The following is a 26,972-nucleotide window of genomic DNA, read 5'->3' on the forward strand; positions in this document are numbered from 1 at the left end:
GGCAGGGATGCCGCTGACGTTCCGCAAGAGCTTCCGGATCCTTCCGGGGGTGCGGCTGAACATCAACAAGCGCTCCTGGTCCATTACGACCGGCGGCGGCAGGAACGGCCCGCGCTACACCCGCAGCAGCACGGGACGCCGTACGACTTCGATGGATCTGCCCGGACCTTTCGGATGGCGCCGGACCAGTCGGAGCCGCCGGAGCAGGGGACATTGACATCACATCACCCGATCGTCACCCGAATGGACCCCCCAAGAGGCGGCATCTCATATCTGAGATAGCCTCAACCTCATGGCAGACGACTACCTCGTACGCATCGGCAAGCTCATCCGCGACGCCCGGCAGCACCGGGGCTGGACGCAGACACAGCTCGCCGAGGCGCTCGGTACCAGCCAGAGCGCCGTCAACCGCATCGAACGCGGCAACCAGAACATCAGCCTTGAGATGATCGCCCGTATCGGCGAGGCGCTGGACAGCGAGATCGTCTCCCTGGGCTACGCCGGCCCGATGCATCTGCGCGTGGTGGGCGGCCGGCACCTCTCCGGCTCCATCGACGTCAAGACGAGCAAGAACGCGTGCGTGGCACTGCTGTGCGCCTCGCTGCTCAACAGCGGGCGCACGGTGCTGCGCCGCGTCGCCCGCATCGAGGAGGTGTACCGCCTGCTGGAGGTGCTGAACTCCATCGGCGTGCGCACCCGCTGGATCAACGACGGCGTCGACCTGGAGATCGTGCCCCCGGCCGAGCTGGACCTCCAGGCCATCGACGCGGACGCCGCCCGCCGCACCCGCTCCATCATCATGTTCCTCGGCCCGCTGCTGCACCGCACGGACCGCTTCATGCTGCCGTACGCCGGCGGCTGCGACCTCGGGACGCGCACCGTCGAGCCGCACATGATCGCGCTGCGCCGGTTCGGCCTGGACATCGCCGCGACCGAGGGCCAGTACCACGCGGTGGTCGACCGCTCCGTCGCCCCCGACCGGCCGATCGTGCTGACCGAGCGCGGGGACACCGTCACCGAGAACGCGCTGCTCGCCGCCGCCCGCCACGACGGCACCACCGTCATCCGCAACGCCTCCTCCAACTACATGGTCCAGGATCTGTGCTTCTTCCTGGAGGCGCTGGGTGTCAAGGTCGACGGCATCGGCACCACCACGCTCACCGTGCACGGCGTGCCCACCATCGACGCGGACGTCGACTACTCCCCCTCCGAGGACCCGGTCGAGGCGATGAGCCTGGTGGCCGCCGCCGTGGTGACGGAGTCCGAGCTGACGGTCCGCCGCGTCCCCATCGAGTTCCTGGAGATCGAACTGGCGGTCCTCGAGGAGATGGGCCTCGACCACGACCGCACCCCCGAGTACTTCGCCGACAACGGCCGCACGCGCCTGGTGGACCTGACCGTCCGCCCCTCCAAACTGGAGGCGCCGATCGACAAGATCCACCCGATGCCGTTCCCCGGCCTGAACATCGACAACGTCCCGTTCTTCGCGGCGATCGCGGCGGTGGCCCAGGGCAAGACCCTCATCCACGACTGGGTCTACGACAACCGCGCCATCTACCTCACCGACCTCAACCGCCTCGGCGGCCGTCTCCAGCTCCTGGACCCGCACCGCGTCCTGGTCGAGGGCCCGACCCGCTGGCGCGCCGCGGAAATGATGTGCCCGCCGGCGCTGCGCCCGGCCGTCGTCGTCCTGCTCGCGATGATGGCGGCGGAGGGCACCTCCGTGCTGCGCAACGTGTACGTCATCAACCGCGGTTACGAGGACCTGGCGGAACGCCTGAACTCGATCGGGGCGCAGATCGAGATCTTCCGCGACATCTGATCGACCGCCAGGTGATGGCCGGTGAGACCCTTTTCTGACCTGCGGCAATACACGCTCCCGGGAGGTGCGGCCAGGCTTCGTGGGACTTCTCCGGGACTTCACGCCCGAGTCGTACACGCCCGCGAACAGCTGACCAGCCCATGCGCCGGCCCGGTCCGCGGCGAGCTCGCGGACCGGGCCGGCGTGGGCGTGGGTGCCCCGGGGCCGTCGACAGGGTGGCTGGGTCAGCCGGTCATGGCGCCCATCTTCCATACGGTCATGGACTTGATGACGCTGCCGTCGCCGAAGAGGCGCAGGCGGAGGGAGTCCTGGCGGAAGGGGGTAGGAGCGGGTGGTGATGGACTTGTGGTTGTTCGCGTACGCCTCGGCCATCGAGCGGTCGTTAGCCGAGGTCTACCTGGCCGACGAACAGGTTCTCACCCTGAGGTTCTACCCTTCCACCGACGGACCGTGGCGACTGCAGGCCCGTACGACAGGAGCAGGGCGCGGCGAGGTCGCCGTCGAGGCCTGGAACCTGACAGCGGGGGGCCTTCCCCGGGAGGCCCAACTGTCGGACCGGGGAACACAGGGCGCTTGACACCGGAGCGCGCAAGCCCTGAAGGCGGGCCCCAGCGCACACGGACAGGCCACGCACCCTTCGCACCGTGCGGCGGCAGGCCTGCCCGCCGCGGCACCCTCGGCGGGCGGCGGGCGGGGGAGGCCCCGCCCCGCCCGTACCGCTGTCACCGTCGCCGTCGCCGTCGATCACGCGTGGCAGCGCGGGGAGTTCGACGCCGAAGCCTTCGCCCGTGGCAGACGACGCCGCCCTCGGCGCCATCCGTTTCCCGAATCCCGGATGAACCCGCGGTGCCCGCTTCGCGTCCTGTCGAAGGGGACTCGGGAACCTGGGAGGAACGTCCGGCATGACGCCACCGCGTACGATCGTGATCACCGGTGCGAGCTCGGGTATCGGGCTGGCTGCCGCGGAACAGTTCGCCGCCCGGGGGGACCGGGTCGTCCTGGTCGGCCGTGACGAGCGTCGTCTGGCGGTCGCCGTCGAGCGGGTCCGGGCAGCCGGGCGCGGGACCGAACCGGGACACTTCCAGGCGGACTTCGAGCGGCTGGCCGACGTACGGGCACTCGCGGACCACCTGCTGTCGACGTACCCGAAAATCGACGTGCTGGCGAACAACGCCGGCATGGTCGCCCCGTCCCACCGGCGCACCGTGGACGGTCACGAGGCCACCATCCAGGCCAACCACCTGGGGCACTTCCTGCTCAGCACGCTGCTGCGGGAGAGGCTGCGCGGGGGCCGGATCGTGAACACCTCGGTGCGCCCCGGCCGCAATGTGCGGCTCGACCCGGACCGGCTGGACCGCGACGGGCAGCGGTACCGCGGCATCGCGGCCTACCAGACCTCCAAAGCGGCCAACGTGCTCTTCGCCATGGAGGCGGCGCGGCGCTGGCCCGACATCCTGAGCCTTGGCCTGCACCCCGGTCTGGTCCGGACCGACATCGGCCGTGACACGGCGCTGCGCTTCGTCTTCCGTTACGCGCCGTTCCTGATCAGCCCGGAGAAGTCGGCCCGGCGCCTGCTGCGGCTCGCCACGGCACCGGCCGGCGAGTTCACCAACGGCGCCCTCTACGGCCCCGGTGCCCCCATCCGGACGGACCCCCGCGTCTTCAACGCGGACCACGCGGCACGGCTCTGGGAAACATCCGACAAGGCCGTCGCCGGTCCGGCCACCTAGCCAGTGACCTGAATCCCCGCTTCAGGTCACTGGCCGAGCCGTCCGCCCGGCTGCTCCCGGCCCGGCGCTCAGGCAGTGCCCGTTCACCGTTCGCACGGCTCCGGATTGGGCGGGGGAACAGATCCGCTCGCGGGGCGGGCTGATCCGCGCAGGTGTCTGATTGACTCCGCGGCCAGCCCCACCCGTACACGCACCCCTGCCAGGGTGCCGGATCGACGTGAGCGGAGCCGCCCCCATGTCCTTCGGACCGCAGCCCGGACACGGGCCGCCCCACCCTCACGAGCCCGCGGCCGGTGCGCGGACTCCCGCCGGGCACGAGCGTGGGCGCGACGACGACGAGGAGGCGGCCCGACTGGCCGTCGGGCTGCGGCTCGGTGTCCGGATCGCCGTCGTGTGGCTGCTCTACGTGCTGCCCGCCGGCTTCCTGCCCGCCGTGTACGGCACGCGGGTCGCCGGGCCGGTGAGCCTCGGCGTGCTGCTGGCCGTGGTGCCCGTGGCCGTCGGTGTGCACGCACTGGTGGTGTACGGGCGGCGGGTCGACCGGGTCGAGCCGCGGCCCGGCGTCCGGAGGTGGTCGTGACCACGCTGCTCGATCCCTCCTCCCGGTCCCTGGTGTTCGCGGTGTTCTCCGTGTTCGTCGTGATCTGCCTGATGCTGTGCGTCGTCACCGGCGCCGACGAGGACGACCGGGCTCTCGCGCGGTCCGACAGCCGCCGCCGGCTGCGCTCCTGGCAGCAGGGGATCGCGATGGGCGGCGACACCACCACGGTCGCGACGGTCACCGTGCTGGTGGGCATGGTCGCCACGTTCGGCTTCGACGGCCTCGGCGTCATGCTGGGCAGCCTGATCGGGGTCGTGCTGTTCCTCGTACTGATCATCGAGCCGCTGCGCAGGCACGCCTCGCTGACGGGCGCGGACCTGCTGGACGCGCGCGGCAGCGGCGGGCCCGCCGTACGCGTCTCGTGGGGCGTGGTGACCTTGTTCGTCTGTTTCCCGCTGCTCGTCGTGCAGTTGGTGGTGGTCGGCAACGTCGCCGCGGCGCTGATCGGGCAGCCCGGCATGCGGACCGGCTGCATCGTGGTGATCGGCTGCGCGATGACGGCGCTGGCCGTCAGCGGCGGGATCCGCGGCACGGGTGTGGTGATGATCGCGAAGTCGGCGATCGCCCTGCCGGTGCTGGTGGTCACCGCGGTGCTCGTGCTCCACCGTTTCGGCGGGGACATCGGGCGGCTGTTCGACGCGGCCGCGCTCGGCTCGGGGACGGGTGCGGCCTATCTGCGTCCGGGCGGCTACACCGGTGAGGGGTGGGTGGGTGCCGTGAACCGGATCGGGCAGACCTTCGGCATGTCGATGGCCACGCTGGCGATGCCCGCGGTCCTGATGCGTGCCATCTCGACGAAGAGCCCGCGCGGCGCCCGGTCGAGCGGCCGCTGGATGCTCGGCGAACTCACCCTGCTGTACGGCGCGCTCGCCGTCGTCGGTGTCGGCGCCGCGGCCCTCGTCGGCGAGGCGCTGCGCGAGGCCGGTCCGGCGGCGCAGGTGTTCACGCCGCTGATGCTCGGGCGGGCGCTCGACAGCGGCGGCATCCTCGTCGCCGCCCTGGCCTGTGTCCTCTTCCTGACCGCGCTCGCCGCCGTGGTGGACGTGACCCTCGCCGCCGGCATCGCCCTGGGACGGGACGTGATGGCCGCGTCCGGAAAGGCGGACGGTGCCGTGTCGCGTTGGGCGGCGGCGCTGACGGGTGCGCTCTCCGCGGTCGTGGCGGTCGTCGCCGCCGACTGGAACCTGGTGGTCGTCTCGACGCTCTGGCTCGCCATCTGCGGTGCCGCCCTCGCGCCCGTCCTGCTGTACGCCCTGTACTGGCCCGGGTTCACCGGCCGGGGTGCGTTGTGGTGCCTGTGGGGGGCCACGGCGCTGACCATCGCGGCGCTCGCGCTGTCGCCGTATGTCTCCGGCACACCCGGGTCGATCTTCCCCGGAGCGGATTTCCGGGTTTGGGACGTGACGATCCCGGGCCTGGTGACGGTACCCGCCGGATTCCTGCTGGGCTGGCTGGGCAGCGTCACGGGCCCGCGCCGGGCGGCCGGCGGTGCGGGGGTACGGGGCTCGTCGCACCACAGGGAGACGGACACCGAGATGGACACCGTCTGACCAGCCGCGTGCCGCCCACCGATGAGTTCCGGTGGGCGGCACGGTCATATCCGGTACACGCACCAGGTTCTGGAGGACACCATGTCGCGGAAGATCACCGCAAGCCTGTTCATCTCCCTCGACGGCGTCGTCGAGGCGCCCGACCAGTGGCACTTCCCGTACTTCGACGAGGCGATGGGAGCTGCCGTCGGCGCGGGCCTGGACTCCACGGAGGTTCTGCTCTTCGGCCGCACCACGTACGACAGCTTCGCCGGCGCCTGGCCGGAGCGGGAGGCGGCGGGCGGCGAGGACGCCGGCTTCGCCAAGCAGCTCGGCGACATGCGGAAGATCGTCTTCTCCCGCAGCCGGCTCGACCTGCGGTGGCGGAACAGCGAGCAGGCGGAGGGCGACGTCGCCGAGGTCGCCGCCGCGCTGAAGCGCGAGCCGGGCGGTGACATCTCGCTGAGCGGCTCGGTCTCCGTCGTCCGGCAACTGCTGGCCGCGGGCCTCCTCGACGAACTGCACCTCCTCGTCCACCCGATCGCCGTACGGCGGGGCATGCGCCTGTTCGACGAGGGCGGGCCGTCGATCCCGCTGAAGCTGCTGACGTCCGAGACGTTCCCCACGGGCGTACTGAATCTCGTGTACGGCCCCGACACCACGCCGCCGGCGGGTGGTTACGACGAGGCGGTGGCCACGCTCGGGGAGTAGGGGAATCTGTTCGACGCCCTGCCCGGCCACGGCGAAGAACACCGCTCAGCAGCCGAAGCCCGCGCCGTTGCGCGACCTCGGTGACCGTGTCATCAACCGCGCGGCCCTCGGCTACGGCTTCACGGACGAGACCAAGCGCTCCCGAACGCGCTGAAGGCGTGCCGTCCGCTACTCCACCGGACGGCACGCCCTCACGTCGCTCATCGCTCCGACGCGAACCGTACGAACCACCCCCAGCCTTCGCGGCCGATGGCGAAGGCCGGGCGGGTCACGTCCTTGGAGTCCCGTACGTGGACGGCCTGTTCGGCGATCGCGACCTCCACGCAGTCGTCTCCCTGGGTGCCGCTGTAGCTGGACTTGAACCAGGCGAGTTCCGACGTACCGCTGCTCATAGCTCTCCTCGCAGTCGCTCCAGCAGGTCCCGGGATTCCTTGGGGTTGAGGGCCTGCGAGCGCAGTGTGTCATAGCGTCGGCAGAGCAGACTCATCTCTTTCGCGTCGGAGATCAGCCGTCCGTTCTGCTGCCCTTCGGAGTACCCGAGCCGCCGCCCCTCCGGGGTTTCCAGAATTCGCATGGGCCCGTCCAGGCACCCATGGAACTCCAACTCCACCGGCACCACTTGAAGCGTCACGTTGCGCGGCGCGGTCAGCTCAAGCACATGGTCCAGCATGTTCGCCTGCACCTGCGCCCCACCCAGTCCGCGCCGGAAGACCGACTCCTCCACGATGAACCCGAACGGCACGGTCGGCCGCTCCCTCATCATCGCCTGCCGTTCCATCCGGGCCGTGACCTGCGCCTCCGTCTGCTCGTCGGTCAGCAGCGGGATGCTGTTGTCGAACACCGCCCGCGCATACGCCTCCGACTGCAACAACCCCGGCACCAACCGGCACTCGTACGTGCACAGGCTTACCGCCTCCCGCTCCAGCCGGGCCCACCGCCGGAACCACGCCGCCAGCCCCGCCTCACCCCGCGTCAGATGCCTGGCGGCCTTCCGTAGCGCACCGGTGTTGCCCAGGGCCTCCTCGGCCCGCTCCACGAACGCCTCGTCCGGCATCCGGCGCCCCAACTCCACCGACTCCACCGTGTGCTTGGAGTACTGGACCCGAGCGCCCAGGTCGACCCGGCTGAGCCCCGCATGCTCGCGCAGCGCCTGAACGAACGCCCCGAACGTCCGCAGGCTGTCCGACGGATGCGGCTCCCGCTCCCACTCCCCCACCGGAACCACCCGCGCACCGGCGCCCTCGACCCCGGCCGCCTCCCCCTCGACCCCGATCACGTCCATCCGCCGCCCCTTTCCTCTCCTCCGTACCGCGCACCACGACGGCTCCTCGCGCCGCCCGCGTCCACCTCCAGCCTGACGGATCATCGGACGTACCGTCCACTCTTCGTGTCCGTACGCTGACTCAGCGTACGGAGTGCCACACTCGTCCCCGCCCCCGTCCGACCGCCACCCTGAGGTCACGGAGAGCCGGGAGAAGCCGTCCGCGTCCACCGCTCACCTGCGGAAACACGCGGGCGGCCGTCTCCCCTCCCGTGCACTCCCGCCCACCACGGGCGGCGGCGGCCGGACCCGGCCGCGTCGGACGAGCTGGAAGGTGCAGTCATGCGGAACGGAACCAACCTCTACGCGCTCGACATCAGCGGGGCCTCGTTCACCAAGGCGTGCGGCGGCCCCTGTACCGAGGGGTGCGTGACCCTCGCCCGGATCGGCGAGGACGCCTGGGCGCTGGGCGACAGCAAGCGGCCGGACGCTCAGCCGCTGCGGTTCACCACCGAAGAGCTGGACGCCGCCGGTATCGACCCGGCGCGCTTCGGCCTCGGCGCCTGACCCTCCCCCTCCCCTCCCCGCCGCCGGCCGGACCGGATCCCTCCCCGCGTCCGGCCGCCGGCGCTCCTCGAAACGGGAGCAGCACGTGCACCACCACGCCTACCTCTGGACCGGCCCGAAGGCGCGCTTCGACGACGAGGCCCTGCGGCGGCCCCCGCACCCCGATCCGCCCCCGCCCGGAAGCAGGCCGGAACTGATCGACCGCTACCGCCAGGTCGCCGCGGAGTTCCGGACGTCGGACCTCCCGCCCCTGGAGACGGCGTACTGGCTCGTCAAGCCCCGCTCACTGGTCCGGGGCACCTGGGACGAGGCGAAGGAGGCGGCGGCCTGGTTCGGTGAACAGCTGGCCGAGTACGCGCCCCGGTTCGCGTCGGCGGCCGACCGGGACACCGCGCGCCTGGCCCGGCTGGTGGATGCCGCCGCCGAACGCCTGTGCGCGGGCGCCGACATCTCGTACGGCTGCTACCTCGAACGCCCCTCGTACCTCTCCCTGGCCCTGCTGACCTGCTCCCCGAACCGCACCACACCCGAACTGCTGTGCCCCGTCGCGTAGACGACGCCACGCACAGCTCTCGCCCCCAGTGGGCCGGTCGGGAGACACTGACCGCGATGAGGACACGGATCAAGCTGACCAGGGACGGTGAGGCGTTCCACGGACGGCTCACGGCGACGCAGACGGACCTGATGTGCCACGCGCTGGGGATACTCGACGACTGGGCCTCCACGGACGAGGCCCTGGTCGTACAGCTCGGCGCGGATCGCGAAGAGGTCCGCCGGCTGTGCGACCGGCTCCAGGGCGACCACAAAACCCCCCGGGAGTTCACCCTGACCGCCCGCGAACTGCACGTCATCCATGCCGCGATCACGGCCATCGCCCCGATGTTCCTGTCGAACAGGGGATTCTCGGAGGAAGGGTTCTACAACAGGACCAGCTTCTTCCGGGAGAACTTCGACGCCATGGCGTTGAGCATCGTTTACGCCGTGTCCGAGGCCACGGCACCGTAGGCGCCCCGGCCGTCCCACCCGGCGGCACGCCGTTGAGTCATCGCTTCACCGGCACGGGAAACGTCACCCCGGTGAGCTCCTCGGAGACGGTCCGCAGACGCTGCCGAACGGCCCGGTCGTGGGAGGCGGGGGCGGAAGTGACCGGATCCGGGCAACCCCGGGTCTCGCTCCGGTTGCCGGGACGACCTGGCGGGACTGATCGAGGACGGCTTGGGCAGCGAACACGCCCGGAAAATCTGGAGGAACCTGATGGAAACCCTCTTCCTCCCCAGGCGGGGCACCATCGTGGGCGACGCCCGCCTCGCAGGACAGGAAGAAGGACGCGAGGAAGGACGCGTGGCAGGAAAGGCCGAGCAGCTGCTGCGCCTGATGGAGCGCCGCGGCTTCTCGCTGACGGAGGAGACCCGACAGCACGTCACCACCTGCACGGACATGCCGCTCCTGGATCTCTGGTTCGACCGCGCCATCGACGCCACCACCCTCGACGAGGTCTTCGCCACCCCCTCCTCCACGGACCGCCTCCCCGCCCCCGCCCAGAGCCCGGAGCACACCGCAATCTCCAGCCAAGAGCCGAGGAACCCCAGGTCCTCGGCCCACTGACACCAAAAGCGCACACCCGGCCGCACCCCGCTCCGGGGTGCGGCCCGCTCGCTTCATGGCCCGTTCCCCAACTACCTCGCACACGCCCGCTCCGCAAGCGCACCGACTCCCCTCCGCCGCCGTACGGTCACTCCGCGTACGGGGGGGCGGCACTCGCCCCCGCCCACACCCGACCGTCAGTCTGACGGCATGAACCACGCAACATCCCCAGTGGGCGCCCCTATCGGCACCTTCACCCAGCTGCTGTCGTCCACGCAGCGCGGCGCAAGACCGTCCGGGCCGAGCTGGTCAACACCAGCGCGTGATCACATCGGCGGAAGTGCGGTTGCCGGTGGCGAAGACGTCGGTGCCGGCGACGAAGGTGAAGAAGAGGAACGCCTTGCGGGCGTCGTGGGCGTCGGCGGTGAGTTCACGGCGGTGCGTGACGAAGCGCCGGACGGTGAGGACGACCAGCAGGGCGTACTCGACGCCGGTGAGGACGAGGAGCGACTGCGCCACCGGGGTCCAGCCGCCCAGTTGGCAGCCTACGGAGAGGATGCCGGTGGCCATGACGAGGGCGAAGTAGCCGGGGACAGACGCGCCGGTGTCAGTCCGGCGAGCCGGGGGGACGGGGGGAGGGACGTGGAGGGCACTCGGGCACCGTAAGCGAACGGGGGCCCGTCGTCCCGGGCCCTTCGGCCCTCTCGGTGACGACGGGCTTTCCCCGCGGCTCCGCCTCCCGCCGCCGGAGCGTCAGGCGGCCTCGTGGACGACCAGCTTGAACTCCGCCAGGACGACCTTCCGCGTCACACTGTCGTCGTGGGTCGCGCGCAGGGCGAGCGGGACGGCCGGGTCGACGAAGATGCCCCACTGCTTGGTCCAGCACTGCATGCCGGGGCTGGGCGGCCGGTGTTCCGTCGCCGTCGTGTCGTTGGGTGACGGGGTGAGACCGAGCGGGTCCCGGACGAACTGGTCCCGCAGTTCGTCGTAGCCCCCCGCCTCCCACTGGATCATCGCGTACAGGGTGCCCCAGCCGGCCGTGCTGGGCCATATCAGTCCTGAGCGCTCGTCCGTGTCCCAGCTGGTGACGACATGGCCGTCCGGCTGGTTGACCTGGTGCATGGCGAAGCGGTCGGTGGACTCGGCGGCCCCGAACGGGAACCTGATGACGGTGTAGGGGCTGTTCGCCGGGACCGACTGCGGGGTGTCCCGCTTGAGGGAGCAGACCTGCACTCCGGGCGAAGGCATCGCATGTGTGGACATGTTTTCAGATATGCCCATCCGCGGTCGATTTGATGTCGGGCCGGAACGGCGACGGCCGACGTCCGCGCCGCACCGTGCCGCGGGGGTAAGCGCTTCGGGGACACGACGGGACTCTCGCTCGCGCGGACTCCTCGCAAACAATTCACGTACCGCGTACAACCGTTCGATGCTTTGATCGGTCTCCTACATCGACCAGGCTGGTCGTTTTCACGAGGAGTACGTCATTTCCGCCATACGCAAGACCCTGACCGCCACCGCCGTCGCCACCGCGGTGCTGGCCGGTTCCGCCGCCTGCGGCACCGTGGAGAACCTGTCCGCCGGGCAGAAGCTGGACAACGCCTTCACCAAGCTCGGCGACGCCCGCTCGCTCTCGTTCGAGCTGGACCTGGACGCCGACGCGGCCACGCTGAAGGCGCTGGACGCCGAGTCGTCGGAGCCGGGCGAGGAGATGCCCGACGAGGTCGCCGAGCTGCTCAGTGACGCGCGGATCTCCTTCTCCGTGCACTCGAAGAAGCCGATCGACAAGTCCGACGAGAAGGACTTCACCGCCATGGCGGTGAAGTTCAGCGGCCCTGACGGTGATCTGCTCGAGTACCGGATGGTCGGTGTCCACCTCTACGTCCGCGTCGACGCGGAGGCGCTCGGGCAAATGGCGGGCAGCCCCATGCCGCCCGCCGACGAACTGCCCGCTGAGGCCGGTGCGTTCAAGAAGCTCCTCGCCGGTGAGTGGCTCAAGCTCTCGATGAAGGAGCTGGAAGAGACCCGCGACGAGATGTCGGGGGCCCGGGGCCCCGGCGGCGAGCCTGCGGCGGAGCCCAGCCTCGACGCCAGGACGCAGAAGAAGCTGACGAAGGCGCTGCGGCAGGTCTTCGCCGAGCAGGTCGACTTCACGACCTCCGGCGGATCGGACGGTACGGAGCACGTCAAGGCCACGGCGCCGTTCCGTACGCTGATCACCGAGCTGTTCGACGAAATCCGTCCGCTGCAGAAGGACTTGCCCGGGGCACCGGAGCTGCCCACCGCCAAGGAGTTCAAGGACGCGCCGAACAAGAAGGTCACCGCCGACTTCACGCTGAAGAACGGCGAGCTGACCGAGGTCTCCGTCGACCTCTCCAAGCTCGCGGAGAAGGCGAAGGTCAAGAAGTTGGCGCTGGTGCTGCGCATCGGCAAGGGCGAGAAGGCGACGGCTCCGGCGGGTGCCACCGAGGTGCGCATCGACGAGATCATGTCGGGCCTCCTCGGCGGCATGAGGCCGGTCGGTGAGGAGGGCTTCGGAGGGGGCGAGTTCTAGCGGGGCCGGCGCGCCGCGGGCGTCACCTGCGGCCGCCGAACTCCCAGTCGTGGACCTCGACGACGGCGTACCGGTCCGCGGCCAGGACGGCCCGGGCCGTGCGCCGGTCGGGTGCGCGGACCAGGGCCGCGGTACCCAGCCAGGCCGTGCCGTCGTCGGACAACAGGGGTCCGTACAGGATCAGTTCGTCCCGGTCGGCGGTCGGCGCCTCGGGGTCCGCGGTCCGGTCCGGGCCGAGGCCCAGCACCAGGTAGCGGTTGCCGCCGGTCCGGCCGCCGGGGAAGTCCCACATGGTCCGGCCCAGTACGTTGTCCCAGCGGCGCAGCAGTACGTCCCGGTACACGCCCGCCTGATGGTTCGGCTCGTCGAACGCGAACGCGCGAGCCGCCCCCAGGTCCGGGAGACCGACGATGTGGACGCTGCCGGTGGGTGTCTCGCCGTCGTCGGCGAAGGTCGGGCCGCGGGCGATCAGCCGCTCGGCGAACCCGTCCATGTAGGACCAGTGTTCCTCGCCCAGTTCCTCGCGCAGGGGCAGGGATCCGGGCCTGTCCCGGTGGTAGCAGAAGAACTCCATGGGTTCCCTTCGAGATGCCTGGGGCCGACTGTACGCACGCGACCGGTCGGGGCAGCGGTGTTCCGTTCAGGCGGGTGCCTTCGTCGCGGTCACGGTCGGTGTCGCCGTCACCGTGTCCCAGTGGACCGTGCGGTCGCACCAGCGGTTCAGGAGCGTCTGGTCGTGGCCGACGGCCAGCAGGCCGGCTCCCGTGGCGGCGCGGTAGTCCTCGACGACACGCACCAGCGCGGCCGTGGTCGACGCGTCGAGCATCGCCGTCATCTCGTCGCAGATGAGCCAGCGGGGGCGCAGCACCAGCGCGCGAGCCAGACAGGCGCGTTGCAGCTGGCCGTCGCTGACCTCGTGGGGGCGGCGGATGAGCAGGTCCGGGGTGAGGCCGACCGTTCCGGCGAGTCCGGCCACGCGGGCGGGGACCGATGCGCGTCGGCCGGTCGCCCGCAGGGGTTCCGCGATCAGGTCGGTGAGGCGCAGACGGGGGTCGGCGGCGAGGCGGGGCTGCTGGAAGACGACGCCGATGGTGGTGCGCCGGTCGCGGGGGGCCCGGTGGCGGTAGCGGTGGACGGGGACGCCGTCGAGGACGACGGTCCCGGAGTCCGGGCGGTGGAGGAGGGCGGCGACCTTCGCGAGGGTGGACTTGCCGCAGCCGCTGGGCCCCAGCAGGCCCACGGCCTCACCGGGGGTCACGGTGAGGCTCGCGTCGCGTACGACGGGGTCGCGGCGGTCGTAGCCGGCGGTGACGGTACGGAGTTCAAGCACGGGTGGCCTCCGGGGTGCGGGCCGGGTCGGGGACCGGGTGGTGACAGGCGACCGGACCCGTGAGGGGCGGGAGGGTCGTGCAGAGGTCCGTGGCACGGTCGCAACGGGGGGCGAAGGCACAGCCGTCGGGGAGGTCACCGAGTTCGGGGGGCAGCCCGGGGACGGGGGTGAAGGACCGGTCGGGAAGCGCCTCCAGCAGTCCCCGGCTGTAGGGGTGGCGAGGCCCGGGGGAGCCGAAGAAGGCGGCCGCGTCGGTCAGTTCGACGATGCGGCCCGCGTACATGACCGCCACCCGGTCGGCGATGCGTTCCGCCGCCGCCAGATCGTGGGTGATCATCAGCAGGGCGCGGTCGCCGTCGGCGTCGACATGACGCCGCAGTTCGTCGACGGTGCGGTCCACGAGGTCACGGTCCAGGCCGGTGGTCGGCTCGTCGGCGAGCAGCAGGGGGGCGTCGCCGATCAGGGCGAGGGCCGTGGCGGCACGCTGGGCCAGGCCGCCGGAGAGTTCATGGGGGTGGCGATCGAGGTGGTCCGCGGGGAACCCGGCGCGTTCGGCGCCCCGTTCGGCGGCCGCCCGCAGAGCCGTACGGCCGCGGGCGCCGGTGAGCTGGGCGACCGCCTCCTCCATCTGGGAGCGGATCGTGCGCACGGGTGTGAGGTGGGCGGCGGGACTCTGCGGGATGAGGCCGATGCGGCGGCCGCGTACGGTGCGGGCGAGGGTGCGTTCGCCGGCGGTGAGCAGGTCCAGGCCGGGCGCGACGTCGCGCCCGGCCGGGGGCACCTTCCCGCCGGGGGCCGGCGCGGGGGCTCGGCGAACGGGACCCAGCAGCGCGCTGCCCGCCGTCTGGGCGTTGGCCGGGAGCAGACCGAGCAGGGCGGAGGCCAGGACGGACTTGCCGCAGCCGCTCTCGCCGATCAGGGCCAGGCACTCCCCCGGCGCCACGTCGAAGTGCGCGTCGGTGACGGCGGCGACGCGGCGTCCGCCGGGCAGCAGGAAACGCACGGACAGTCCGCGGACCGACAGCACGGAAGGTCGCTCGGTCGTCACAGCATGAGCTCCGATCGGCGGCGTGGGTTGATCCGTTCCCGCCAGACACCGGCCAGGCCGGCGATGGCGAGGGTGGGGATGATCAGGAAGAGGCCGGGGAAGAGCGTGGGCCACCACTGCCCGGCGAGCAGGGAGCCGCGGGCGCCCTGGATGAGGGTGCCGAGGCTCGCGGTGTGGGTGGGCAGGCCGAGGCCCAGGAAGGACAGCGCCGATTCGTGCCACATGGCGTGCGGGACCATCAGGACGGCGGCGAGGCCGGCCTGGGGCAGGACACCGGGCAGGAGATGGCGCACCGTGACCCGCCACCGGGAGGCCCCTCCGGAGACGGCCGCGTCGATGTAGGGGCGCGAGCGCAGCGAGAGGACCTCGGCGCGGACGATACGGGCGGTGGACAGCCAGTGGGTGAGGGCGACGGAGATCACCACCGGCCAGACACCCGGCCGGAACATGGCGACGATGAAGATGCCGAGCAGCAGGTGCGGGACGGAGGACAGGGTGTCGACCACGCGCATGATCAAGCGGTCGGCCCAGCCGCCGAGCGCGCCTGCGGTGGCGCCGACGGCGGTGCCGATCACGGTGGCGGTGAGCGCCGCCACCACGCCCACCAGCAGCGACACCCTGAGCCCGTAGACGCAGCGCAGGAGCAGGTCGCGGCCCACGTCGTCGGTGCCGAAGGGGTGGGACCAGCTCGGCGGCAGGAGTTTGGCGGCCAGGTCGACGGCCTGCTGGTCGAGCTGGACCACGGGCGGTACGAGCAGGACCGCGAGGACCGTCACGGCGACCAGGGCGGCGGAGACGCGCAGCCGGAGGGTGTGGGTGGAGCGGCGGGCGGTGCCGTGCGAGCGCCACGCCGTCGCGTCCCCGGCGGCGTCCGCCTTCCGCACGGTGTTCGTCTTCGCGGCGTCCGTCTTCTCGGTGGCGTCCGTCTTCTCGGTGGTGGTGTCAGCCATGGGAGTCACATCTCATTCAGCTTCACCCTCGGGTCGATCAGTCCGTAGAGCAGGTCGGCGAGCAGGTTCCCGGCGAGGACCGCGGCGGTGGCGAGGGTGGTGAGCGCGGCCAGCAGCGGGAAGTCGACGGCGGTGGCCGCCTCCACGGTGGCCGCGGCGATGCCCGGCCAGCTGAAGACGCTCTCCACCAGCAGCGCGCCGGTGATGAGTTCGGGCACGCGGGAGCCGATCAGGGTGAGCACGGGCAGCAGTCCGGAGCGCAGGGCGTGGCCGAGCAGGACGGTGTGCTCGTTCAGGCCGCGGGCCCTGGCCCCGCGTACGGGGTCCTCCGCGAGGGCGTCGCCGACACCCTGTCGGACGTACAGGGTGAACCAGGGCAGCTGGGAGGCTGCGAGCACTCCGGCGGGCAGGATCAGGTGGCTCGTGACCTGGCCGAAGGTGACCCGGTCGCTGCCGGTGTCGGTGAGGCCGCCGGCCGGGAGGACGTCCAGGTTGAGGGCGAACAGCCAGACGGCGAGCAGGGCGATCCAGAAGACCGGGGCCGCTTCCAGGGAGTACGCGAGGGAGGTGACGGCACGGTCGAGGAGGGAGCCGGGGCGGCGGGCGGCGAGGACGCCGAGCACGGTGCCGAGCAGGACCGCGACGGCGAACGCGACGGCGCACAGCAGCGTCGACCAGACCAGGCGTTCGCCGATGACCTCGGCCACCGGCTGGCGCATGACGGTGGACTGACCTAGATCGCCGCCGAGCGCGGACGTGATCCAGTCCCACCAGCGGGCGGTGAAGGGCCGGTCCGCACCGAGGTTCTCCCGCAGCCGGTCCAGGGTCTCCTGGTCGGCGCCGAGCGCGGCGGTGCCCGCGTACCCCCTGACGGGGTCGAAGGGGGAGGCGGCGGCGACGGCGAACACACCGAAGGTGACGACGAGGAGTACCGGCACGGCGTACAGCGCACGCCGTGCCGTGAGCCGTGCCATGGCTCTCCAGGGGGCGCGTGTCATGCCTTGGGCTGCCAGTCCTCGACGTTCCACCAGGGGCCGCTGGCGAAGCCGTGCTCGTGCGGTTCGGTCTGGGTGGTGAGGCCCTTCCAGCGGTCGTCGAGGACGTACATGTGGTCGATGTGGGTGAGGAAGGTGTAGCCGGGGTTCTTGACGAGGGCGCGCTGGAGGTCGTCGTAGGCGGCCTCGCGGACCGGGGTGTCCTGGCTGCGGCGGGCGGTGTCGAGGGCCTTGTCCACGGCCGGGTTGTCGTAGAGGGCCATGTTGTTGAAGCCGTCCCCGGCGAGGGAGGAGTGCAGCAGGGTGTAGAGGCCGAAGTCGGGGTCGCCGGTGCTGCCGAAGCCGGCGAGAACGGCGTCGTGCTTCATCCGGGGCTCGATGACCTCCCAGGTGGCGCTCTCGACCTGGACGTCGATGCCGGCCTTCTTGGCGTCGGAGGCGTAGGCGAGGGCGTGGTCCTGGCGGACCTTGTCGCCGGAGGGGTAGTACAGGGTGAAGCGGGCGGGGCGGCCGTCCTTGGCGCGGACGCCGTCCTTGCCGGCCTTCCAGCCGGCCCGGTCCAGTACGCGGCCGGCCTCGGCGAGGTCCTGGGAGCGCTCGACGTCCTCGGCGAACCAGTCGTCGTCGAGGGGGAGGGGGCCGTAGGCGGGGCGGCCGGCGCCGTCGAGGATCTTGTCGACCATCGCCCGGCGGTCCACTGCGAGGTCGAGGGCGCGGCGGACCGCGGTGTCGCCGGCGACGGGGTTGCCGGTGGGGAGGCTGACCGCGCGGAAGTCGTACGACGTCGCCCGGTACGTCTTCTTGCCGTCGTCGCTCTTGAAGGTGGCGGCGAGGTTGGGCGGCAGGGTCGCGCCGTCGAGGTCGCCGGAGCGCAGCCGGGTGGCGCGGACGTCGTCGTCGGCGATGATCGCCATGGTGAGCTTCTTCACCTTCGGAGCGCCGCCCCAGTAGTCCGGGTTGGCCTTGAAGGTGAGCTTCTCGCCCTTGCTCCAGCCGGCGAGGACGTACGGACCGGTGCCGACCGGCTTCGTGTTGAAGTCGCCGGTGTTGGGGTCCTGCTCGCCGGCGATGTGCTCGGGGACGACGGGCAGGACCGTGCGGGCGGCGAAGGCGGCGTAGGGGTAGTCGAGGGTGAAGACGACCTTGTCGTCGCCGTCCGCCCTGACCTCCTTGATGGCGTCCAGTTCGCTCTTGGCGGTGTTGTTGGTCCTGTCGTCCAGGACCGTGCGGTAGGTGTACACCACGTCGTCGGCGGTCAGCGGCTCGCCGTCGCTGAACTTCACGCCGTCGCGCAGGGTGTAGGTGTAGGTGCGGCCGTTGTCGCCGATCTCGGGGAGGGCCTTCGCCAGCGCGGGCTTCAGGCGGAGGTCGGCATCCCGGGCGAGGAGTCCGTCGAAGATCTTGGAGTTGCCGTCCTTGCCGTACCCGAGGAGCGGGCTGAGGGTGTCCGGTTCGCTGGAGACGCCGATCACCACGGATCCGGCGGCCGCACCGCCGTCCGCGCCGCCGTTGCCCGGCGCCGAGCAGGCGGTGACCGCCCCGGCCATCGCCACTGCTGCGGCGGCGCCCCGTATTCGTCGGGTTGTCATCGGACCTCACATCCATGGTGCGTGGATATCGCTGTTGCATATTAATTGCAGCAAGGTTCTGCCCAGGACAGCGGCCCCTCAGTCCCGCGGCACCGCTCCGCGGCGCCATGGGCACGCTCGCGCAGGTCCGGGGCCCCCGGCACCGGAGGCGGGGAGGCGTCGGGCGGTCGACGACGGGCACCGGAGCGCGGGTGCGGCTCGTCGACGACGCGCGCCGGACCGGCCCCCTCGATGGCGTGCGGGCCTCGCTCCGCACGGAGAACGCCGCCCCCGCGGACGGCGGGGGCGGCGAGGGCGGCGGGGCCGCACGAGCGGGCCGCGGGCGGAGGGCGGAGGGGCGGACGGCCGCTGCCGGAGGGTCCGGGCGGAGGTCCGGTGTCGCGGACGCGGACGGCCCCGCGGTGTCAGACGAGAGGGGTGTAGTCGAGGCGGGGGAAGTAGTCCTCGCGGGTGCCGGTGCGGCGGACGTCCCAGGTGGCGCAGTGCAGGGAACCGCCGTACTCGAAGACGTGCCGGAAGGGCACCGTGAAGACCTCGAAGCCGAGGCCGGCCAGCAGGTCCTGGAGGGGCTTCTCGTTCTCCTCGCAGACGACCTTGGTCGGGGAGATGCTGAGCACGTTCATGGACAGCCACTTGGACGACTGGCAGTACCGCGGCATCTCGTCGTTGGTCAGCACCGGCTGCGGGACCTCGATCAGTTCCCAGTCGTTGGCGAGGAACATCTTCTCCTCGCCCTCCCGCAGCGGGCGTTCGGGGTTGGTGAGGATCAGGCCGGGACGCAGCGGCACGAAGGTGCAGTCGATGTGGGAGGGGAAGAAGTCCAGCGGGAAGTGCACGGTGTGGACGCGGAAGCCGCGTGGCTCCAGGTGCTGCCTCAGCCAGCGGATGCCGGCCCGGTTGGTGGTCATCGACTCCTGGACGAGGATGTCCCGGCCCAGCCGGCTCATGTCGGCGGCGTCGAAGACGATCTCGTCCTGGGTGACGCAGAACTCGAAGGCGTGCATCCGCTCGTGCCGCTGTTCGAGCGGCCAGTCCCAGAACTCCTCGCGGTACATGCCGTCCGCCATCGAGGGTTTCGGGGCGGTGGTCCACAGCACGCGCGGGTCGGCGTTCCAGTACTCGTAGACCAGTGAGCGGTAGGGCTGGTACTCGAAGTACCGGGCCCGGCGCGACATGGTGGCCTCGACGATCTCGTTGCCGAAGGTGATCATCACGTCGCGCGGGCAGACCGAGCAGTACTGGTTCTCGACCTCGAAGTCGGGCGTGGTGAGCGGGCGCGAGAAGTCGTGCGGGGCGGGGCGGCGGACCGTGACGCCCTGGGACTCCAGGAGGCGGACCAGGCCGTCGAGTTCCTCGCCCGCGAGATCGATCGCCTCCTTGGACTTCGGGCCGGACGGGAAGGGTGTGCCGGGGGCGTTGCGGACGGCGGGCCGGCTGCCCGGCTCGGTGGGCTCGAAGCAGGCGTTGTCGGCCGAGCCGACGACCATTTCCTCCAGTGGATCCCATTCGTTCCAGGAGTTGACGACCACGGAGTCGTTCTGCATCAGTGCGGTCACCTGTCTGTGAGGGCGGTGCGGTAGTGCGGTGCGGGTGGTGCGGTGCGGGTGGTGCGCCGGCGGTGCGGGTGGTGCGTGTCAGGCGTCGGCGAGGCTCGCCGGGCGCATGTCGGTCCAGTTCCGTTCGATGTGGTCCAGGCAGGTCTGCCGGTCGCTGTCGGCCAGGACGACGTCCCAGCCGGGCGGCACCTGGGCGAAGGCGGGCCAGAGGCAGTGCTGCCGTTCGCCGTTGACGAGCACGTGGAAGGTGCCGGCCTCGTCGTCGAAGGGGTTGGTCATGTCGTTCTCCCGGTGGGTGCGGTTTCGGCGTCGGCGCGTCGTGCGGTGAGCGCCGCGGCGAGGGCTCTGGGTGTGCGGTGGCGGAAAACGGCCGAGACGTCGAGGCGGGCATCCGTGTCCGCCTCGATACGGCCGGTGAGGCGCAGCGCGGTCAGTGAGTCGCAGCCGAGGTCGAACAGGTCGTCGTCGGCGCCGACGGCCGTGCGTCCGAGGACCTCGGCCGCCAGCTCGCACAGGCGCCGGGTGCCGGCATCCCGCGAGGCCGCGGAGAGGACGGGCGGGCACAGGAAACGTCCGGTCGGAGCGGTGAGCGCCGGCGGAAGGGCGGTCAGCAGCCCGTGCAGCCGGGCGGCGGCCCGCTCACCGGTCCCGTCCTCGAGGAGGTCGGCGCGGTGGCTGATCTCCAGCCGGAGCCTGCTGCCGGGCGCGACCATGAGTTTCATCGGATAGTGGTAGGCGTCGTGGCCCGTCAGTCCGACCAGGCGCAGACCCTCGTCCGGGCTCGGCAGGCCCTGGGCCAGGGGGAAGTTCTCGAAGACCACGCAGCTGTCGAAGAGCGGACCCCGGCCCACGGCCCGCTGCACCTCGGCCGGCGCGAGATGGTGGTGGGGCAGCAGCGCGGCCTGCTCGCCCTGCATGCGGCGCAACAGGTCCGTCACCGGCTCGTCGGCGTCCAGGCGCACCCGGACCGGCACGGTGTTGACGAACATCCCGACAGCCTCGGCGACGTCCGGCAGACCGGCTTCACGGCCGGAGACCACGGCGCCGAAGACCAGGTCCCGCTGCCCGGTCAGGTCGTGCAGGCACAGCGCCCACACCGCGCGGACCAGGGTGTTGGGTGTGACGCCGTGGCCGCGGGCCGCGTCGAACAGGGTGGTGGTCTCCGCCTCGGACAACTCCAGGGTGAGGGTCTTCGGCAGGACCCGCACGCGGGCGGTGTCGCGCCCCGGGCTCACCAGGGTGGGAGCGGGCAGACCGGCCAGGGCCGCGCTCCACGCGGTGCGTGCCCCGTCCCGGTCCTGCGCGGCGAGCCAGTCCGCATGACCGCCGGGGCTGCCGGGAGCGGGCAGGTCCCCGGCGTCCCCGTTCCCGTCGAAGAGCGCCAGCAGGTCCCGCAGCAGCAGGGACGTGGACCAGCCGTCGACGAGCAGATGGTGCGTGCTCAGCACCAGTTCGTGCCGGTCCCCGGCGAGCGCGAGCACGGTGCAGCGCATCAGCGGCGGCACGGCGGGGTCGAAGCGGCGGTGCCGGTCGGCGTCCAGCAGTTCTGCGCGGCGGGCGTCCTGCTCCGGACCGGCCAGACCGGTGAGGTCGTGGACCTGCCAGGGCATCCTGACGTGTTCCGCCACCGCCCGCACCGGCTCGCCCGAGCGCCGCTGGAGGAAGGCGGCACGCAGCGCCGGGTGGCGGCGCAGCAGGGCGTCGCAGGCCCTCCGGAACCGTTCGACGTCCAGCGGGCCCTGGGTCTCCATCGCGATCTGCACGGTGTAGACGTCGAGGTCGTCGCTGTCGTAGCGGGCGTGGAAGAGGAGCCCCTCCTGTGTGGGCGTCATCGGCAGCAGCCGTTCGACGGGGCGTCCGGCGCGGGCGGAGAGCCGGGAGCGTTCGGCGGCGTCCTCCCGTGCGGCGCGGGCCGGCCGCGCGGTGCCATGGGCGACGAGGGCGCGCAGCGCCGCGAACCACAGGTCCGCCAGTTCCGCTGCCCCGGACTCGGACAGCAGGCGCCGTGCCCACCGCCAGTGGGCGACGAGCCGGGGTCCGTCCGGGCCCTCCTCGACCGCGGCGTTGACCTCGACGACATGCGTCAGCGGCATCCGCGGGTCGGCGCCGAGCGGCAGGACACCGGACTCGGGCGCCACGCTCCAGTCCTCGTCCCCGGACGCCGAACCGCTCTGGCGGCCCAGGTAGTTGAAGCACAGCTGAGGTGTCGGAAGGGTGGCCAGGGCGGCCGCCGTCCCGGGGTTGAGGTGGCGCAGCAGTCCGTAGCCGACGCCGTGCCGCGGCACCCGGCCGAGCTGGTCCGTGACCCGGCGCACGGCCTCGGCGAGGCGGTCGTCGGACGCGGGGTCGGCGCCCCCCGGGCTCCAGCCGGGGATCCCGGGGTCGATGCGGACGGGGTAGAGGGAAGTGAGCCAGCCGACGGTTTCCGACAGGTCCGCCTCCTGCCCGAGCGGCTCGCGGCCGTGTCCCTCGACGTCCACCACGACGGAGGTGCCCTCGGTGTCCGGGCGGTGCCGGGCGGAGACGGCGAGGGCCAGGGCGGTCAGCAGCACCTCGTGCGTACGGGCGCCGAGCGCGGCGGGCGCCGCGGCGAGCAGGTGCGCGGTCAGGTCCTCGGGCAGGGTGCGGCGCAGCTCGCCGGCGGTGGCGTGGATGTCCCGGGACGGCGACAGGCGCGTGCCGGTCAGGGCGAGGCCGCCGGCGTCCAGTGTTCCCCGCCAGTGGGGCAGTTCGGCGAGGACGTCCGCTCCCTGCGCCGCCCGGTGCAGCGCGCCGCTCCAGTCGGCGAGCGGCAGCGGCACGGGGTCGAGCCGCACGGGGCTGCCGGAGGCGGCGGAGTGCCAGGCGGTGTAGAGGTCCATGAGCACGATGTGCCAGGACACCGCGTCGACGGCGAGGTGGTGGACGGTGACGAGCAGCCGGCCCGGCAGCCCCTCCCCCGCGTCGAACCAGGTGACCCGCAGCAGGGCGCCGTCGCGTGGGGCGAGGGCGTCGGCGTCCTCCGCCGCGCAGGCGGCGATGCGGTCCCGCAGTGCCTCGTCCGAGGCGGCGACGGCCGAGACGTCGACCCGCCGTACGGTGTCCCGCGGCGGGGTCCACGGGGCGGGGTCCACGGCAAGGGATCCGTCCTCGCGCAGCCGTCCGCGCAGTACCTGGTGCCGGGCCAGGACGCAGTCCACGGCGGTGCGCAGCCGGTCGGTGCCGAGGCCGGGCGGGACGCGCATCAGGGTCGACTGGTGGAAGGCGTCGTAGCCGCCGCCGTGCTCGTGCAGACGTCGCATCAGGGGCGTGGCGGGGATGACGGTGACCGTGTCGGACCCGAGGCCGACGGGGGCCGGGTCGTGCCACGGCCCGGCGGTGACCGGAGCGGCCGTGACCGGACCGCCTGTGACCGAGCCGGCCGTGACCGGACCGGGTCGCGGACCGGCGGCCGGGCGCTCCTGTTCGGTCCTCACGGGCGCGGCGTCGGCGAGGGAGGCGGCCAGGGCGGCGGCCGTACGGTGGGTGAACACCTGCTTCGGCGTCAGCCGCACCCCCGCCTCACGCGCCCGCGCCACCAGCTGGATCACCGTGATCGAATCCCCGCCGAGGCCGAAGAAGTCGTCCTCCACCCCCACCGCGTCCAGCCCCAGCACCCGCCCGAACAGACCCGCCACCGACGAGGCGGCGTCACCGCCCGCGGCGGTTTCCGGAACCGGACCGGGCGCCGTGACGCCGTCCGGCACCGGCTCCGGCTTCCCGGGAGTGACCTCGGCGAGGGAGGCGGCCAGGGCGGCGGCCGTACGGTGCGTGAACACCTGCTTCGGCGTCAGCCGCACCCCCGCCTCACGCGCCCGCGCCACCAGCTGGATCACCGTGATCGAATCCCCGCCGAGGCCGAAGAAGTCGTCCTCCNGTGAACACCTGCTTCGGCGTCAGCCGCACCCCCGCCTCACGCGCCCGCGCCACCAGCTGGATCACCGTGATCGAATCCCCGCCGAGGCCGAAGAAGTCGTCCTCCACCCCCACCGCGTCCAGCCCCAGCACCCGCCCGAACAGACCCGCCAGGCCCGCCGCCGACGCGTCCGGGCCCGGATCGGCGTCCGGCACCGGCACCGTGACCGGCCGCTCGGGCTCGTGGGCGTCCTCGGGCGCGGGCAGTGCGGCGCGGTCGACCTTGCCGTTGGGAGTGAGCGGGAGCTCGGTCAGCGGGACGAAGGACGAGGGCACCATGTAGGCGGGCAGCCGTTCGGCGACGCGGTCCGCCAGGCCGGACAGGCCGCTCCCCGGGCCGGGCACCACGTACGCCACCAGGCGGGCGGTGCCCCGCCGGTCCTCGCGCACGGCCGCGGCGACCCGGGTGACCGCGGGGTCGGCGCCGATCACGGCCTCGACCTCGCCGAGTTCGACCCGGTGGCCGCGGATCTTGACCTGGTCGTCGGTGCGCCCGGCGTAGACCGCGGCGCCGTCCGGCCGCCACCGCGCGAGGTCGCCGGTACGGTACATCCGCGCTCCCGGCGCGCCGAACGGGTCGGCGACGAAGCGGGCCGCGGTGAGTCCGGGGCGGCGGACGTACCCCCGGGCCAGCACGTCACCCCCGATGTACAGCTCGCCGGGGAGGCCCGCCGGGACCGGGCGCAGCCAGGGATCGAGGATGTAGAGCCGCGCGGCGGGAACGGGGCCGCCGATGGGCACCGCGCCTCGGGGCAGCGGATCGCCGGGCTCCAGGCGGTATTCCGTACAGCCGACGGTCGCCTCGGTGGGGCCGTACTCGTTGACGACCGTCACGCCGGGATGGCCCGCGCGCCACTCGGCGAGGGACTCACCGGTCAGCTGCTCGCCGCCGAGGACGAGTTGCCCGGTGGGCGAGTACCAGTCGGAGGAGGCCACGAGCACCGGCAGATGGCTGGGGGTGGCCTTGACGAAGGCGGGCGGCCGGGCCCCGGCACCGGCCGGGGCGTCGAAGTCGGTCAGGTCGACGACGTGGACCAGGCCGCCCGCGGTCAGGGGGCCGAGAATGCCGGTGACGGTGAGGTCGAACGACGGCGGCGAGTGCACCAGCGCCCGGCCGGCCAGTCCGGGGTAGGCGGCGCGGGCGAAGGCGAGGTAGCCGTCGACCGTGCGGTGCTCGACGACCACGCCCTTGGGCCGGCCGGTCGAGCCGGAGGTGTAGATCACGTAGGCGGTGTCCCCGGGCCGCACCTCGACGTCCGGGGCGGGCGCGTCGAACGCCGCCAGCGCCGCCCGTACGGCCGGGTCGCCGAGCGGGACCGGTGCCGCGCGCCCGGCGAGGGCGGGGTGGCCGGCGTCGGCGCAGACCACGGCCGCGGGCGCGGCGTCGTCGAGCAGGTCGGCGATGCGCTCCGCCGGGTGTCCGGGGTCGACCGGCACGTAGCCGGCGCCGGCCTTCAGCGCGGCCAGCACGGCCACGATCAGATCGGTGCCGCGCGGCAGCACGACGGCCACCAGGTCACCGCGGGTGACGCCCCGTTCGGTCAGGAGCCGGGCCAGCCGGCCGGCCGCGTCGTCCAACTGGCGGTAGGCAAGCGCGCGTCCGGTGTCGGTCACCGCCGGGGCGTCCGGGGTGGCACGCACCTGCTCCGCGAACCGCCGGGTCAGCGACGCCAGCCGGGGGACCCGCCCGGAGCCGCGGCCCCACTCGTCGAGCACCTTCCGGCGTTCTCCCGCGGTGAGCAGGGGCAGCCGGGCGACGGGAACCGCGGGGTCCTGTGCGAAGCCGTCGAGCAGCAGCCGCAGTCGGGAGCCGATCAGCTCCATGCGGTCCTCGTCGAACACGTCCCTGCGGTAGCTGAGATGGAGGCTCAGTCTGGGGCCGGCGAGGGCGACGACGCTCAGCGGGTAGTGCGTCGCGCCGGTGATCTCCTGCCCGCCGGGAGAACCGGCGTCGGCGGTCGCGGTGGCCGGCGCCTCCCCCTCGGCCTCCAGCAGGGGCGCGATGCGCAGGCCGGGGACGGCGTCGCGCAGGGCGTCCCAGCCCAGGGGCGCGTCCCCGAAGCTGGTGGCGGTGTCGAACAGCGGCCCGTGGCCGGCCAGGCGCCGCACGTCGGTCAGACCGAGGTGCTGGTGCGCGGCGAGGGCGAGCTGCTCGTCCTGGATCCGCGCGAAGAGCGCGGCCGACGATTCCGCGGGGTCGATCCGCACCCGTACCGGGACGGTGTTCATCAGCAGACCCACGATCCGGTCGGCGCCGGGGAGGTCGGCCGGGCGGCCGTGCACGGTCTGCCCGAACACCACGTCGTCGCACCCGGTGAGCAGCGCCAGCAGCAGCGCCCAGGTGCCCTGGACGACGGAGTTGAGGGTGAGGCCGTGCCGGCGCGCGGCGCGTTCCAGCGCGCGGCTGGTGTCCTCGGGCAGGGTGACGCGGACCAGTCCGGGCAGCGTTCCGTCGCCGGCCTCGGCGGCCCCGGGCGCGACGAGTGTCGGCCGGGCCAGTCCGGCCAGCGCCTCGCTCCAGGCCCGCTCGGCGGCGGCCCGGTCCTGCCGGGACAGCCAGCGCAGGTAGTCGGTGAGGGGGGTCAGGGGGGCGCCGGTGACGGTGCCGCCGCCCGCGGCGTGGTGGTGGTACCGGGTGAACAGGTCCTCCAGCACCAGGGGTACCGACCAGCCGTCCAGCAGGATGTGATGGTACGTCAGCACAAACGCGTGCCGGTCGCCGTCGAGCCGGACGAGCGCGAACCGGATCAGCGGCGGGTCCGCCATGTCGAAGCGGCGGCGCCGCTCGTCCTCCAGGAACGCGACCAGTCTCTCGGCGCGGACCTCGTCCTCCTCGCCCGCGAGGTCGAGGGCGGTCCAGGACGTGACCGCGGTGCGGCGGACCAGTTGTACGGGCTGCCCGCCGGCGCGCTCGCGGAAACCGGCCCGCAGCGCGGTGTGCCGGGCGAGCGTGTCCGCGCACGCGGCCCTGAGCGCGTCGGCGTCGAGCCGGCCGGTCAGCTCGAACGGGGCCTGGACGGTGTAGACGTCCGCGCCCTCGGGGTCGTACAGGGCATGGAAGAGCATGCCCTCCTGCAGCGGGGTGACGGGCAGCGCGGCCTCGATCGGCGACGGAGCCGTGCTCTGCGGCGCCGGCTGCGACAGCCGGCGGTCCTGCGGGGCAGCGTTGGTCTTCACTGTGAGGTCTTCCCGGAAGGGGTCGGCGGCGGGTA

Annotated in this window: 25 protein-coding genes and 2 pseudogenes; 12 read left to right on the forward strand and 15 right to left on the reverse strand. The window is 72.5% G+C overall.

Annotated elements, in window-relative coordinates:
- The first annotated feature begins 7 nt into the window (after nt 1–7).
- From HTV45_RS23170 to HTV45_RS23200, 7 genes are all read left to right on the forward strand, one after another.
- Nucleotides 8–217, forward strand: a complete 210-nt coding sequence (locus HTV45_RS23170; protein ID WP_215207779.1) for a DUF4236 domain-containing protein — start codon at nt 8–10, stop codon at nt 215–217.
- A 75-nt stretch (nt 218–292) separates the two neighbouring features.
- Nucleotides 293–1,822, forward strand: coding sequence for a UDP-N-acetylglucosamine 1-carboxyvinyltransferase (locus HTV45_RS23175; RefSeq protein WP_215207780.1), 1,530 nt, complete (start codon nt 293–295; stop codon nt 1,820–1,822).
- Between the two features lie 337 nt (nt 1,823–2,159).
- Nucleotides 2,160–2,399, forward strand: a complete 240-nt coding sequence (locus HTV45_RS23180) for a hypothetical protein (RefSeq protein WP_215207781.1) — start codon at nt 2,160–2,162, stop codon at nt 2,397–2,399.
- Between the two features lie 325 nt (nt 2,400–2,724).
- Nucleotides 2,725–3,552 carry an SDR family NAD(P)-dependent oxidoreductase gene (locus HTV45_RS23185; RefSeq protein ID WP_215207782.1) on the forward strand — a complete coding sequence of 276 codons (828 nt, stop codon included), beginning with the start codon at nt 2,725–2,727 and terminating at the stop codon, nt 3,550–3,552.
- A gap of 235 nt (nt 3,553–3,787) precedes the next feature.
- A complete protein-coding gene (locus HTV45_RS23190) occupies nt 3,788–4,132 on the forward strand; it encodes a hypothetical protein (protein WP_215207783.1) in 345 nt (114 codons plus the stop codon).
- Nucleotides 4,129–5,703, forward strand: a complete 1,575-nt coding sequence (locus HTV45_RS23195) for a transporter (RefSeq protein WP_215207784.1) — start codon at nt 4,129–4,131, stop codon at nt 5,701–5,703. The genes HTV45_RS23190 and HTV45_RS23195 overlap by 4 nt, the downstream gene beginning before the upstream one ends.
- Before the next feature lie 81 nt (nt 5,704–5,784).
- Nucleotides 5,785–6,393, forward strand: a complete 609-nt coding sequence (locus tag HTV45_RS23200; protein WP_215207785.1) for a dihydrofolate reductase family protein — start codon at nt 5,785–5,787, stop codon at nt 6,391–6,393.
- Nucleotides 6,394–6,593: 200 nt separating this feature from the next.
- Here HTV45_RS23200 and HTV45_RS23205 read toward each other — a convergent pair whose 3' ends face one another.
- The gene (locus HTV45_RS23205) at nt 6,594–6,785 is read right to left on the reverse strand and encodes a DUF397 domain-containing protein (RefSeq protein ID WP_215207786.1); all 192 of its coding nucleotides are present in this window, start codon (nt 6,783–6,785) and stop codon (nt 6,594–6,596) included.
- Complete coding sequence (locus HTV45_RS23210; RefSeq protein ID WP_215207787.1) at nt 6,782–7,675, reverse strand: helix-turn-helix transcriptional regulator; 894 nt, start codon at nt 7,673–7,675, stop codon at nt 6,782–6,784. Before HTV45_RS23210 ends, HTV45_RS23205 begins: the two co-directional genes overlap by 4 nt.
- A gap of 321 nt (nt 7,676–7,996) precedes the next feature.
- Here HTV45_RS23210 and HTV45_RS23215 point away from each other — a divergent pair, with 321 nt between their 5' ends.
- The 3 genes from HTV45_RS23215 to HTV45_RS23225 all read left to right on the forward strand — a co-directional run bounded on the left by HTV45_RS23215 (nt 7,997) and on the right by HTV45_RS23225 (nt 9,226).
- Nucleotides 7,997–8,221: a DUF397 domain-containing protein gene (locus HTV45_RS23215; protein ID WP_109541727.1), complete on the forward strand. Its 225-nt coding sequence runs from the start codon at nt 7,997–7,999 to the stop codon at nt 8,219–8,221.
- A gap of 85 nt (nt 8,222–8,306) precedes the next feature.
- Nucleotides 8,307–8,774, forward strand: coding sequence for a hypothetical protein (locus HTV45_RS23220; protein ID WP_215207788.1), 468 nt, complete (start codon nt 8,307–8,309; stop codon nt 8,772–8,774).
- 56 nt (nt 8,775–8,830) lie between these two features.
- On the forward strand, nt 8,831–9,226 hold the full coding sequence (locus HTV45_RS23225; protein WP_215207789.1) for a hypothetical protein: 396 nt from the start codon (nt 8,831–8,833) through the stop codon (nt 9,224–9,226).
- Between the two features lie 37 nt (nt 9,227–9,263).
- On the opposite strand, the pseudogene HTV45_RS34445 reads toward HTV45_RS23225, so the two are convergent.
- Nucleotides 9,264–9,392 (reverse strand): annotated as a pseudogene (locus tag HTV45_RS34445) (short-chain dehydrogenase); the annotation flags it as partial.
- Nucleotides 9,393–9,475: 83 nt separating this feature from the next.
- On the opposite strand from HTV45_RS34445, the gene HTV45_RS23230 reads away from it, so the two are divergent.
- Entirely contained in the window at nt 9,476–9,826 is a 351-nt protein-coding gene (locus HTV45_RS23230; RefSeq protein ID WP_215207790.1) for a hypothetical protein, read from the forward strand.
- 288 nt (nt 9,827–10,114) lie between these two features.
- On the opposite strand, the pseudogene HTV45_RS23235 reads toward HTV45_RS23230, so the two are convergent.
- Nucleotides 10,115–10,384: pseudogene (locus HTV45_RS23235) on the reverse strand (hypothetical protein); the annotation flags it as partial.
- A 174-nt stretch (nt 10,385–10,558) separates the two neighbouring features.
- Nucleotides 10,559–11,068: a hypothetical protein gene (locus HTV45_RS23240; RefSeq protein WP_215207792.1), complete on the reverse strand. Its 510-nt coding sequence runs from the start codon at nt 11,066–11,068 to the stop codon at nt 10,559–10,561.
- Nucleotides 11,069–11,339: 271 nt separating this feature from the next.
- On the opposite strand from HTV45_RS23240, the gene HTV45_RS23245 reads away from it, so the two are divergent.
- Complete coding sequence (locus tag HTV45_RS23245) at nt 11,340–12,359, forward strand: hypothetical protein (protein WP_308309733.1); 1,020 nt, start codon at nt 11,340–11,342, stop codon at nt 12,357–12,359.
- A gap of 22 nt (nt 12,360–12,381) precedes the next feature.
- Here HTV45_RS23245 and HTV45_RS23250 read toward each other — a convergent pair whose 3' ends face one another.
- The 10 genes from HTV45_RS23250 to HTV45_RS34455 form a co-directional block, all read right to left on the reverse strand.
- Nucleotides 12,382–12,933 (reverse strand): YciI family protein, encoded by a 552-nt coding sequence (locus HTV45_RS23250; RefSeq protein WP_215207793.1) that lies wholly within the window; start codon nt 12,931–12,933, stop codon nt 12,382–12,384.
- 66 nt (nt 12,934–12,999) lie between these two features.
- The gene (locus tag HTV45_RS23255) at nt 13,000–13,689 is read right to left on the reverse strand and encodes an ABC transporter ATP-binding protein (protein WP_215207794.1); all 690 of its coding nucleotides are present in this window, start codon (nt 13,687–13,689) and stop codon (nt 13,000–13,002) included.
- Entirely contained in the window at nt 13,682–14,737 is a 1,056-nt protein-coding gene (locus tag HTV45_RS23260; RefSeq protein WP_308309734.1) for an ABC transporter ATP-binding protein, read from the reverse strand. Before HTV45_RS23260 ends, HTV45_RS23255 begins: the two co-directional genes overlap by 8 nt.
- The gene (locus HTV45_RS23265) at nt 14,734–15,687 is read right to left on the reverse strand and encodes an ABC transporter permease (RefSeq protein WP_251692607.1); all 954 of its coding nucleotides are present in this window, start codon (nt 15,685–15,687) and stop codon (nt 14,734–14,736) included. The genes HTV45_RS23260 and HTV45_RS23265 overlap by 4 nt, the downstream gene beginning before the upstream one ends.
- A 5-nt stretch (nt 15,688–15,692) precedes the next feature.
- Nucleotides 15,693–16,661, reverse strand: coding sequence for an ABC transporter permease (locus HTV45_RS23270; RefSeq protein ID WP_251692608.1), 969 nt, complete (start codon nt 16,659–16,661; stop codon nt 15,693–15,695).
- 20 nt (nt 16,662–16,681) lie between these two features.
- The gene (locus HTV45_RS23275; RefSeq protein ID WP_215207796.1) at nt 16,682–18,271 is read right to left on the reverse strand and encodes an ABC transporter substrate-binding protein; all 1,590 of its coding nucleotides are present in this window, start codon (nt 18,269–18,271) and stop codon (nt 16,682–16,684) included.
- 404 nt (nt 18,272–18,675) lie between these two features.
- The gene (locus tag HTV45_RS23280; RefSeq protein ID WP_215207797.1) at nt 18,676–19,815 is read right to left on the reverse strand and encodes a glycine amidinotransferase; all 1,140 of its coding nucleotides are present in this window, start codon (nt 19,813–19,815) and stop codon (nt 18,676–18,678) included.
- A gap of 90 nt (nt 19,816–19,905) precedes the next feature.
- The gene (locus HTV45_RS23285; protein ID WP_215207798.1) at nt 19,906–20,106 is read right to left on the reverse strand and encodes an MbtH family protein; all 201 of its coding nucleotides are present in this window, start codon (nt 20,104–20,106) and stop codon (nt 19,906–19,908) included.
- Nucleotides 20,103–23,681 (reverse strand): condensation domain-containing protein, encoded by a 3,579-nt coding sequence (locus tag HTV45_RS34450; protein WP_308309735.1) that lies wholly within the window; start codon nt 23,679–23,681, stop codon nt 20,103–20,105. The genes HTV45_RS23285 and HTV45_RS34450 overlap by 4 nt, the downstream gene beginning before the upstream one ends.
- A complete protein-coding gene (locus tag HTV45_RS34455) occupies nt 23,653–26,937 on the reverse strand; it encodes an amino acid adenylation domain-containing protein (protein WP_308309736.1) in 3,285 nt (1,094 codons plus the stop codon). The genes HTV45_RS34450 and HTV45_RS34455 overlap by 29 nt, the downstream gene beginning before the upstream one ends.
- Between the last annotated feature and the right edge of the window lie 35 nt (nt 26,938–26,972).

The organism is Streptomyces sp. CHD11 (assembly GCF_018638295.1).
Taxonomy (GTDB): domain Bacteria; phylum Actinomycetota; class Actinomycetes; order Streptomycetales; family Streptomycetaceae; genus Streptomyces.

Coding starts and splice junctions, on each gene's coding strand:
- HTV45_RS23175 (WP_215207780.1), top strand. CDS start 293: ATGGCAGACGACTACCTCGTACGCATCGGCAAGCTCATCCGCGACGCC.
- HTV45_RS23205 (WP_215207786.1), bottom strand. CDS start 6,785: ATGAGCAGCGGTACGTCGGAACTCGCCTGGTTCAAGTCCAGCTACAGC.
- HTV45_RS23200 (WP_215207785.1), top strand. CDS start 5,785: ATGTCGCGGAAGATCACCGCAAGCCTGTTCATCTCCCTCGACGGCGTC.
- HTV45_RS23230 (WP_215207790.1), top strand. CDS start 9,476: ATGGAAACCCTCTTCCTCCCCAGGCGGGGCACCATCGTGGGCGACGCC.
- HTV45_RS23210 (WP_215207787.1), bottom strand. CDS start 7,675: ATGGACGTGATCGGGGTCGAGGGGGAGGCGGCCGGGGTCGAGGGCGCC.
- HTV45_RS23215 (WP_109541727.1), top strand. CDS start 7,997: ATGCGGAACGGAACCAACCTCTACGCGCTCGACATCAGCGGGGCCTCG.
- HTV45_RS23275 (WP_215207796.1), bottom strand. CDS start 18,271: ATGACAACCCGACGAATACGGGGCGCCGCCGCAGCAGTGGCGATGGCC.
- HTV45_RS23170 (WP_215207779.1), top strand. CDS start 8: ATGCCGCTGACGTTCCGCAAGAGCTTCCGGATCCTTCCGGGGGTGCGG.
- HTV45_RS23180 (WP_215207781.1), top strand. CDS start 2,160: ATGGACTTGTGGTTGTTCGCGTACGCCTCGGCCATCGAGCGGTCGTTA.
- HTV45_RS23190 (WP_215207783.1), top strand. CDS start 3,788: ATGTCCTTCGGACCGCAGCCCGGACACGGGCCGCCCCACCCTCACGAG.
- HTV45_RS23285 (WP_215207798.1), bottom strand. CDS start 20,106: ATGACCAACCCCTTCGACGACGAGGCCGGCACCTTCCACGTGCTCGTC.
- HTV45_RS23185 (WP_215207782.1), top strand. CDS start 2,725: ATGACGCCACCGCGTACGATCGTGATCACCGGTGCGAGCTCGGGTATC.
- HTV45_RS23280 (WP_215207797.1), bottom strand. CDS start 19,815: ATGCAGAACGACTCCGTGGTCGTCAACTCCTGGAACGAATGGGATCCA.
- HTV45_RS23240 (WP_215207792.1), bottom strand. CDS start 11,068: ATGTCCACACATGCGATGCCTTCGCCCGGAGTGCAGGTCTGCTCCCTC.
- HTV45_RS23270 (WP_251692608.1), bottom strand. CDS start 16,661: ATGGCACGGCTCACGGCACGGCGTGCGCTGTACGCCGTGCCGGTACTC.
- HTV45_RS23250 (WP_215207793.1), bottom strand. CDS start 12,933: ATGGAGTTCTTCTGCTACCACCGGGACAGGCCCGGATCCCTGCCCCTG.
- HTV45_RS23265 (WP_251692607.1), bottom strand. CDS start 15,687: ATGGCTGACACCACCACCGAGAAGACGGACGCCACCGAGAAGACGGAC.
- HTV45_RS23225 (WP_215207789.1), top strand. CDS start 8,831: ATGAGGACACGGATCAAGCTGACCAGGGACGGTGAGGCGTTCCACGGA.